This window comes from Bacillus sp. LR--39 (assembly GCF_053613335.1).
In genome coordinates this window covers 1-623 of record NZ_JBSIOT010001130.1, presented here as the reverse complement: position 1 = coordinate 623, position 623 = coordinate 1, and the positions used below count along the sequence as shown (strand labels likewise).

General features: G+C 42.7%; 1 pseudogene. It reads right to left on the bottom strand.

The features are described 5' to 3' along the window. Positions 1 to 491 (bottom strand): annotated as a pseudogene (gene dctP / locus ACWHAR_RS28900) (C4-dicarboxylate transporter DctP); the annotation flags it as partial. Between the last annotated feature and the right edge of the window lie 132 nt (positions 492 to 623).

Below are 623 nucleotides of genomic sequence, written 5' to 3'. Positions count from 1 at the left end.
AATGCCGCAAGACCCACTCCGAAAAGAATAGAAAAGAATAAGACCTGCAAAATGGCCCCTTTTGCGAAGGCATCAACCATGTTGGATGGAACAATGTGTGTAACAAATTCAATCCAGTCGATTCCCTGACCGCCATTTTGCGTGTATTGTGATACATCTCCCTTTTCAAGCTTGCTGTAATCAAGACCCGCACCCGGCTTCATAATATTGACGACAAATAAACCGATAATGAGTGCGAGGGTGGTGACAATCTCGAAATAGATAAACGCTTTTCCCCCTACTTTTCCAACCTTCTTCATATCGCCCATTTTTGCAATCCCGAGAACGATTGTGAAGAAAATGATTGGTGCGATCACCATTTTAACAGCGTTGATAAATGTATCGCCAAGCGGTTTCATTTCTTTGCCGACATCCGGCCAAACCAGCCCGACAATGACCCCAATGATGACCGCGGTTATGACCTGAACTGTTAAATTTCTAAACAGTTTCATATCCTTCATCCCCCTGTCCTATTCGCCTTTTGTGTCTTTCTTACTAGAATGATAGCGTTTTCGTAACGTCTGGGGAAGTTTATGATCATAACGGACATTTTGGTCTTTTTGGTCTCAGGTTTATCCTTTTAA